Source organism: Pseudomonas sp. NFX15, from assembly GCF_049132105.1.
In the GTDB taxonomy this organism is placed as follows: domain Bacteria; phylum Pseudomonadota; class Gammaproteobacteria; order Pseudomonadales; family Pseudomonadaceae; genus Aquipseudomonas.
This window is the reverse complement of the sequence record NZ_JAFMPV010000005.1, coordinates 285,060-291,577: the sequence shown is the minus strand read 5'-3', so window position 1 is coordinate 291,577 and position 6,518 is coordinate 285,060. Positions and strand designations below refer to the sequence as shown.

The 6,518-nt window shown below is 54.6% G+C and carries 9 protein-coding genes, 4 tRNA genes and 1 rRNA gene; all 14 read left to right on the top strand.

Annotation, left to right across the window (positions count from 1 at the left end; genetic code table 11):
- Positions 1–2 precede the first annotated feature (2 nt).
- The 14 genes from rrf (at position 3) to rplL (ending at position 6,407) form a co-directional block, all read left to right on the top strand.
- Positions 3–118: ribosomal RNA gene (gene rrf / locus J1D76_RS08425) — 5S ribosomal RNA — on the top strand.
- 135 nt (positions 119–253) lie between these two features.
- Positions 254–1,213, top strand: coding sequence for a bifunctional biotin--[acetyl-CoA-carboxylase] ligase/biotin operon repressor BirA (birA, locus tag J1D76_RS08420; RefSeq protein ID WP_421137849.1), 960 nt, complete (start codon positions 254–256; stop codon positions 1,211–1,213).
- A complete protein-coding gene (locus tag J1D76_RS08415) occupies positions 1,203–1,952 on the top strand; it encodes a pantothenate kinase (RefSeq protein ID WP_421137848.1) in 750 nt (249 codons plus the stop codon). The genes birA and J1D76_RS08415 overlap by 11 nt, the downstream gene beginning before the upstream one ends.
- Positions 1,953–1,959: 7 nt before the next feature.
- Positions 1,960–2,400, top strand: coding sequence for a hypothetical protein (locus J1D76_RS08410; RefSeq protein ID WP_421137847.1), 441 nt, complete (start codon positions 1,960–1,962; stop codon positions 2,398–2,400).
- Between the two features lie 143 nt (positions 2,401–2,543).
- Positions 2,544–2,628 (top strand) — tRNA-Tyr (locus tag J1D76_RS08405).
- Between the two features lie 23 nt (positions 2,629–2,651).
- Positions 2,652–2,725 (top strand) — tRNA-Gly (locus J1D76_RS08400).
- Positions 2,726–2,751: 26 nt separating this feature from the next.
- Positions 2,752–2,827, top strand: a tRNA-Thr gene (locus J1D76_RS08395).
- 163 nt (positions 2,828–2,990) lie between these two features.
- Positions 2,991–3,066, top strand: a tRNA-Trp gene (locus J1D76_RS08390).
- Positions 3,067–3,111: 45 nt separating this feature from the next.
- Positions 3,112–3,480, top strand: a complete 369-nt coding sequence (secE, locus tag J1D76_RS08385; protein ID WP_007984402.1) for a preprotein translocase subunit SecE — start codon at positions 3,112–3,114, stop codon at positions 3,478–3,480.
- 9 nt (positions 3,481–3,489) lie between these two features.
- Positions 3,490–4,023: a transcription termination/antitermination protein NusG gene (nusG, locus tag J1D76_RS08380; RefSeq protein ID WP_007984405.1), complete on the top strand. Its 534-nt coding sequence runs from the start codon at positions 3,490–3,492 to the stop codon at positions 4,021–4,023.
- A gap of 117 nt (positions 4,024–4,140) precedes the next feature.
- Complete coding sequence (gene rplK / locus J1D76_RS08375; RefSeq protein ID WP_007933726.1) at positions 4,141–4,572, top strand: 50S ribosomal protein L11; 432 nt, start codon at positions 4,141–4,143, stop codon at positions 4,570–4,572.
- Positions 4,572–5,267, top strand: a complete 696-nt coding sequence (gene rplA, locus J1D76_RS08370) for a 50S ribosomal protein L1 (RefSeq protein ID WP_003186095.1) — start codon at positions 4,572–4,574, stop codon at positions 5,265–5,267. Before rplK ends, rplA begins: the two co-directional genes overlap by 1 nt.
- A gap of 198 nt (positions 5,268–5,465) precedes the next feature.
- Positions 5,466–5,966, top strand: coding sequence for a 50S ribosomal protein L10 (gene rplJ, locus J1D76_RS08365; RefSeq protein WP_421137846.1), 501 nt, complete (start codon positions 5,466–5,468; stop codon positions 5,964–5,966).
- 75 nt (positions 5,967–6,041) lie between these two features.
- A complete protein-coding gene (gene rplL, locus J1D76_RS08360; RefSeq protein ID WP_095147407.1) occupies positions 6,042–6,407 on the top strand; it encodes a 50S ribosomal protein L7/L12 in 366 nt (121 codons plus the stop codon).
- Positions 6,408–6,518: the final 111 nt, after the last annotated feature.

Here is a 6,518-nt window from a genome sequence, read left to right as displayed (position 1 = left end):
TTCTTGACGACCATAGAGCGTTGGAACCACCTGATCCCATCCCGAACTCAGCAGTGAAACGATGCATCGCCGATGGTAGTGTGGGGTTTCCCCATGTGAGAGTAGGTCATCGTCAAGATTAAATTCCAAAACCCCAATTGCGAAAGCAGTTGGGGTTTTGTTTTTGCGCGCAGAAAAGCCAAGGCAACTGCTTTTCTATGCAATCGCTCGGCGCGTGGCTATCATGCGGGCCTGATTGTGAGGCGAGACCTGCATGCTGACGTTGTTAAAGCTACTTAAAGATGGCCGGTTCCATTCGGGGCAAACATTGGGCGCTGCCCTGGGCGTCAGCCGTAGTGCTGTATGGAAACAGCTTCAGCATCTAGAAGCTGAGCTGGGTTTGTCTATTCATAAGGTTCGGGGTCGTGGCTATCAATTGTCCACGCCATTAGCGCTGCTCGATCCTTCCGAAATTCGCGCTAAAGCGCTTTCTTGCGACTGGCCTGTCCAGGTTTACGATTCAATTGACTCCACGAATGCTGAAGCACTGCGTGCCATAGAGCAGGGGCAGGCTGCTCCTTTTCTTGTGCTTGCGGAGCGGCAGACGGCTGGGCGCGGTCGGCGCGGTCGCAAGTGGGTCAGCCCTTTTGCGGAAAACGTCTATTACAGCCTGGTACTGCGCATTGAAGGTGGGATGCGCCAGTTGGAGGGCTTGAGTCTTGTCGTTGGGCTGGCTGTGCTGCAAACGTTACGAGAGCTCGGAATCGCAACTGCTGGGTTGAAGTGGCCCAACGACGTCCTTGTGGGTCAGAAAAAGATTGCTGGAATACTGCTCGAACTCGTCGGTGATCCCGCAGACGTATGCCATGTGGTTCTGGGCGTTGGGATGAATGTGAACATGCAGTCCACTGACGAAGTGGATCAGCAGTGGACATCGATGCGGCTCGAATCAGGCAAAATGTTTGATCGCAACCAATTGGTCGCTGTGTTGAGCGAGATGCTGCAGCGATACCTGGCGCGTCACCAGGCAGATGGTTTTTTGGCCATCCAGGCAGAGTGGGAGCAGAATCATCTGTGGCAAGGGCGCAATGTGTCTTTGATAGCCGGGGTCAATCAGATTGATGGTGAGGTGCTAGGTATTGATGGTCAGGGCGCCTTGCGTCTGAAGGTGGATGGTGTGGAGAAAGTCTTCAGTGGTGGTGAGTTGAGCCTGAGGTTGCGTGATGATTCTTGAGCTCGATTGTGGGAACAGTTTCATCAAGTGGCGTGTGTTGGCTGTTAATGCTGGCCGGACATTGGGTGAGGGCGTCGTAGATTCCAGCCTTGCGCTGCTCGAGGGCTTGGGAGGTGTCGGCGGGCTCGCTCTCACGTTTTGCCGGCTGGTCAGTGTCAGGACAGCGGAGGAAACTGGCACGTTGACCTCGTTGCTCAGCGATACCTTTAATGTGCCGGTTGTCTGTGCAGCGCCTGCGCGGGAAATGTCAGGCGTTCGCAATGGGTATGAGGAGTTTGAGCGGCTGGGTCTGGATCGGTGGCTGGCAATGCTTGGAGGCTTTCATCTGGCGTCGGGTGCATGTCTGGTGCTCGATTTCGGGACGGCCGTGACTGCCGACTTTATCGCTGCGGATGGAGAGCACCTGGGCGGTTTCATCTGTCCGGGAATGCCGTTGATGCGCAACCAGTTGCGCACCCACACACGCAAGATTCGTTATGGGGACCTGGCGGCCGAGCAAGCGCTGGAAAGTCTTGTTCCGGGTCGGGCAACAGTCGAGGCGGTCGAGCGCGGCTGTTTGCTGATGTTGCATGGTTTCGTACTGACCCAGCTCGAATTGGCGCGCAGTTACTGGGGGGAAGACTTTGCGGTATTCCTCACTGGGGGGGATGCAGGCTTGGTGTCTGAGGTCGTACCCCGGGCCAGGGTGGTTCCGGACTTGGTGTTTATCGGATTGGCCATGGCCTGTCCTGTGTCCTGAGGTTTTTATGCGTTGGTTGTTTCTGCTGCTGCTTGTCCTCAACGGCTTCTACTATATCTGGCATCAACAAGAAGCGCCTATGCGCGCGAAGGATGTCACGCCTTTGAGTCTGTATCGTGGGCCTCAACAAGATATCCGCTTGTTAAGTGAGGCGAATGATGTGGCAAAGGATAGGGCAAAGCCTGCGTCGACAGACAGCGGCTGCCTTTATCTAGGCGGGTACACGCGACAGGACGCTGCACAGGCGGTTGAGCGGCGATTGAGCGGGATGGAGGTCAAGTATCAGTCCCTGCCGAAAGCTGCTTCAGAAGGTGCGGGATACTGGGTGCGTATTGCACCCGAAAGCCGGCGCTGGCTGGACGATCTGCAGCTGCAAAACCTTTCTAAAGAATTCAATGAGTTAAAACATAAAATAATGCCGTGCGAGGGGGTTGCACCCTTCGAATAGTTTGCATAGAATGGCGCCCGCTCCACAGCGAACACCGGAAACGGTTAGCGAAGTGAAGCGAGGTCAATGCAGCTAACCTCAGGTTTTTAATGAGAAAAATGCTTGACAGAAGGCTGGCATGATGTAGAATGCCGGCTCGCTTAGGAGGGGTTCCCGAGCGGCCAAAGGGATCAGACTGTAAATCTGACGTCTACGACTTCGAAGGTTCGAATCCTTCCCCCTCCACCATTTTAGCGAGAGCTGTAAGCCTCGCGGGTATAGTTTAGTGGTAGAACCTCAGCCTTCCAAGCTGATGATGCGGGTTCGATTCCCGCTACCCGCTCCAAGTTTACGGGTTTTGCGCAGTGTTACGCTCTTGTAGCTCAGTTGGTAGAGCACACCCTTGGTAAGGGTGAGGTCAGCGGTTCAAATCCGCTCAAGAGCTCCATACAAAAGGCAGATATGAAAATATCTGCCTTTGTTTTAGGCGGTGCGGTTGCTTCGCGTAATGCTCGCGAATGCGTTCGACCTGGTGCTAAGGCCAGGTTTGCCTAGTAAAGAGTTGTAAAGTCTTTTTCAGGTCTGCATAATGGTCGGCCTGATTTTGTTTTAGGTCAGTAGCTCAATTGGCAGAGCGACGGTCTCCAAAACCGTAGGTTGGGGGTTCGATTCCCTCCTGACCTGCCAGATTCACTCGGTGTGTCTGGCTTTCTTTTCACAGGATCTTCATAGATGACTCCTAAAGCTGAAGCTCAAGGCTCTCGTTTCGACCTCCTCAAGTGGCTTGTAGTAGTCGCTCTGGTGGTTGTTGGCGTTGTTGGCAATCAGTACTTTTCTGCTTCGCCGATCCTGTACCGTGTACTCGCATTGCTTGCCATTGCTGCTGTAGCTGCCTTTGTAGGCCTGCAGACGGTCAAGGGCAAGTCTTTCTTTGTACTGGTTAAGGAAGCGCGTACCGAGATTCGTAAAGTCGTGTGGCCAACTCGCCAAGAAACCACGCAGACCACCCTGATTGTGGTGGCTGTTGTCCTGGTTATGGCGTTGCTGTTGTGGGGGCTCGATTCCCTGCTCGGTTGGCTTGTTTCCTTGATTGTCGGCTAAGGGTGTCCCGTGGCTAAGCGTTGGTATGTTGTGCATGCTTACTCCGGTTACGAGAAGCATGTAATGCGCTCGCTGATCGAGCGCGTAAAGCTGGCCGGTATGGAAGATGGCTTCGGCGAGATTCTGGTTCCCACTGAAGAAGTGGTTGAAATGCGCAATGGCCAGAAGCGCAAAAGCGAACGCAAATTCTTCCCTGGCTATGTGCTGGTGCAGATGGATATGAACGAGGGTACTTGGCACTTGGTCAAGGATACGCCTCGGGTGATGGGTTTCATCGGCGGTACTGCCGATAAGCCTGCGCCAATCACTGATAAAGAAGCAGAAGCGATTCTGCGCCGCGTTGCCGATGGTAGCGACAAGCCGAAGCCGAAGACGTTGTTCGAGCCGGGCGAGTCGGTACGTGTCAACGATGGTCCGTTTGCGGACTTTACCGGTGTTGTTGAAGAAGTTAACTACGAAAAGAGCCGGATCCAGGTCGCAGTGCTCATTTTCGGTCGCTCTACTCCGGTGGAGCTCGAGTTCAGCCAGGTCGAAAAGGTCTAGTTGAACAAAAATCCCAACCCCGCAGCCGTAGGCTGTGGGGTTTTGTCGTCACTGGGATAAACGCGCAAGTAACCGGGGAGCCTCTCGAGGCGTTCGAACCCGTAATTGGAGTGCCTCATGGCCAAGAAGATTACCGCTTACATCAAGCTGCAAGTGAAGGCCGCTCAGGCTAACCCAAGCCCACCTGTTGGTCCTGCTCTGGGTCAGCACGGCGTGAACATCATGGAATTCTGCAAGGCTTTCAACGCCCGTACTCAGGGTCTTGAGCCAGGTCTGCCGACTCCAGTGATCATCACTGTCTACAGCGACCGTAGCTTCACTTTCGAAACCAAATCCACCCCTGCTTCGGTTCTGCTGAAGAAGGCGGCCGGTCTGACCAGCGGTTCCGCTCGTCCGAACACCGTTAAGGTTGGCACCGTAACTCGTGCTCAGCTGGAAGAAATCGCGAAAACCAAAAACGCGGATCTGACTGCAGCTGATATGGAAGCAGCCGTGCGTACCATCGCCGGTTCTGCTCGTAGCATGGGCCTTAACGTGGAGGGTGTGTAATGGCTAAGCTGACCAAGCGTCAAAAGGCTATCGCCGGCAAAATCGAAGCAGGCAAGGCCTACAATTTTGTAGACGCCGCTGCCCTGCTGGCCGAGCTGTCGACTGTCAAGTTCAGCGAGTCGTTCGACGTAGCTGTAAACCTGGGTGTTGACCCGCGTAAATCCGACCAGGTCGTTCGTAGCGCTACTGTGCTGCCACACGGCACTGGCAAGACCGTTCGCGTTGCTGTGTTCACCCAGGGTCCAGCTGCTGAGGCCGCTCTGGCTGCCGGCGCTGACCGCGTAGGTATGGACGACCTGGCTGCCGAAATGAAAGGCGGCGATTTGAACTATGACGTAGTGATCGCATCCCCGGATGCAATGCGCGTTGTAGGTCAGTTGGGTCAGATCCTCGGTCCACGTGGCCTGATGCCTAACCCTAAAGTCGGCACCGTAACGCCAGACGTAGCTACCGCGGTTAAAAACGCCAAGGCTGGTCAGGTTCGTTATCGCACCGACAAAAACGGCATCATCCACACTTCCGTTGGCAAGATCGGTTTCGACGCCGTCAAGCTGAAGGAAAACGTTGAAGCCCTGATCGCTGACCTGAAGCGTATCAAACCAGCTTCCTCGAAAGGCATTTACGTCAAGCGCGTTACCCTGAGCACCACTATGGGCCCAGGTCTGGTCATCGACCAAAGCTCGCTCGACGCGTAAGACACCGATTGGCGCAAGCGATTGCGCCAATTGAAAAATTGGGGTCCCTGCCTGGCGGGGGCTATCCAAGACCGTAGGCGACGCAAGTCTTAAACCACAAGCCTACGCAGATGGTGCTCCCGGTTCCTTACCGAATCAGACACCAAAACGACATCCGGTTTCGACCAGATGAAACGGTAACAAGCAGGAGTTAAACCCGTGGCAATTAAACTCGAAGACAAGAAGGCCATCGTCGCTGAAGTCAACGAGGCTGCCAAAGTCGCTCTGTCCGCTGTCGTGGCTGATGCCCGTGGCGTAACAGTAGGCGCGATGACCGGACTCCGTAAAGAGGCTCGTGAAGCTGGCGTTTACGTACGTGTTGTACGTAACACCCTGCTCAAGCGCGCAGTTGCTGACACTGAATTCAGTGTCCTCAACGACGTGTTCACTGGCCCTACCCTGATTGCGTTCTCCAAAGAACATCCAGGCGCTGCTGCCCGGATCTTCAAGGAATTCGCAAAGGGTCAGGACAAGTTCGAGATCAAGGCAGCTGCGTTCGAGGGCAAGTTCCTCGCAGCTAACCAAATCGACGTACTGGCAACTCTGCCGACCCGTGACGAAGCAATTTCTCAGCTGATGAGCGTGATTCAAGGCGCTACCAGCAAATTGGCTCGTACCCTGGCGGCAATTCGCGACCAGAAAGAAGCTGTCGCAGCCTAAGGCTCGTCAACTTCTCGCGTTTTTTGTTTTTTTCGATGGTCGCGTAGGCCGTCCCCAATATCAGGAATTAGATTCATGTCTATCTCTCAAGACGATATCCTCAACGCCGTAGCTGAAATGTCGGTTATTCAGGTTGTTGAGCTGATCAAAGCTTTCGAAGAAAAATTCGGCGTTACCGCTGCTGCTGCATCGGCTGGTCCAGCTGCTGCTGCCGCTGTTGTTGAAGAGCAAACCGAATTCAACGTCATGCTGACCGAAGCTGGCGAGAAGAAAGTTAACGTGATCAAGGCTGTACGTGAACTGACCGGTCTGGGCTTGAAAGAAGCCAAGGCTGTAGTTGACGGCGCACCTGCCATGGTTCTGGAAGCTGTTGCCAAAGACGCAGCTGACAAAGCCAAGGCAGCTCTGGAAGAAGCAGGCGCTAAAGTCGAGCTGAAGTAAGCATCGACTTTGCTCCTCCAGCCCGAGCGTTAAGCGACAGGCTGATGGCTGGTGGCTCTTGCCACCGGCCTTTTTCCGTTATTGGCAGCCGACTCGGTCGGCGCCGATAAC

Coding starts and splice junctions, on each gene's coding strand:
- birA (WP_421137849.1), top strand. CDS start 254: ATGCTGACGTTGTTAAAGCTACTTAAAGATGGCCGGTTCCATTCGGGG.
- J1D76_RS08415 (WP_421137848.1), top strand. CDS start 1,203: ATGATTCTTGAGCTCGATTGTGGGAACAGTTTCATCAAGTGGCGTGTG.
- J1D76_RS08410 (WP_421137847.1), top strand. CDS start 1,960: ATGCGTTGGTTGTTTCTGCTGCTGCTTGTCCTCAACGGCTTCTACTAT.
- secE (WP_007984402.1), top strand. CDS start 3,112: ATGACTCCTAAAGCTGAAGCTCAAGGCTCTCGTTTCGACCTCCTCAAG.
- rplK (WP_007933726.1), top strand. CDS start 4,141: ATGGCCAAGAAGATTACCGCTTACATCAAGCTGCAAGTGAAGGCCGCT.
- rplA (WP_003186095.1), top strand. CDS start 4,572: ATGGCTAAGCTGACCAAGCGTCAAAAGGCTATCGCCGGCAAAATCGAA.
- rplL (WP_095147407.1), top strand. CDS start 6,042: ATGTCTATCTCTCAAGACGATATCCTCAACGCCGTAGCTGAAATGTCG.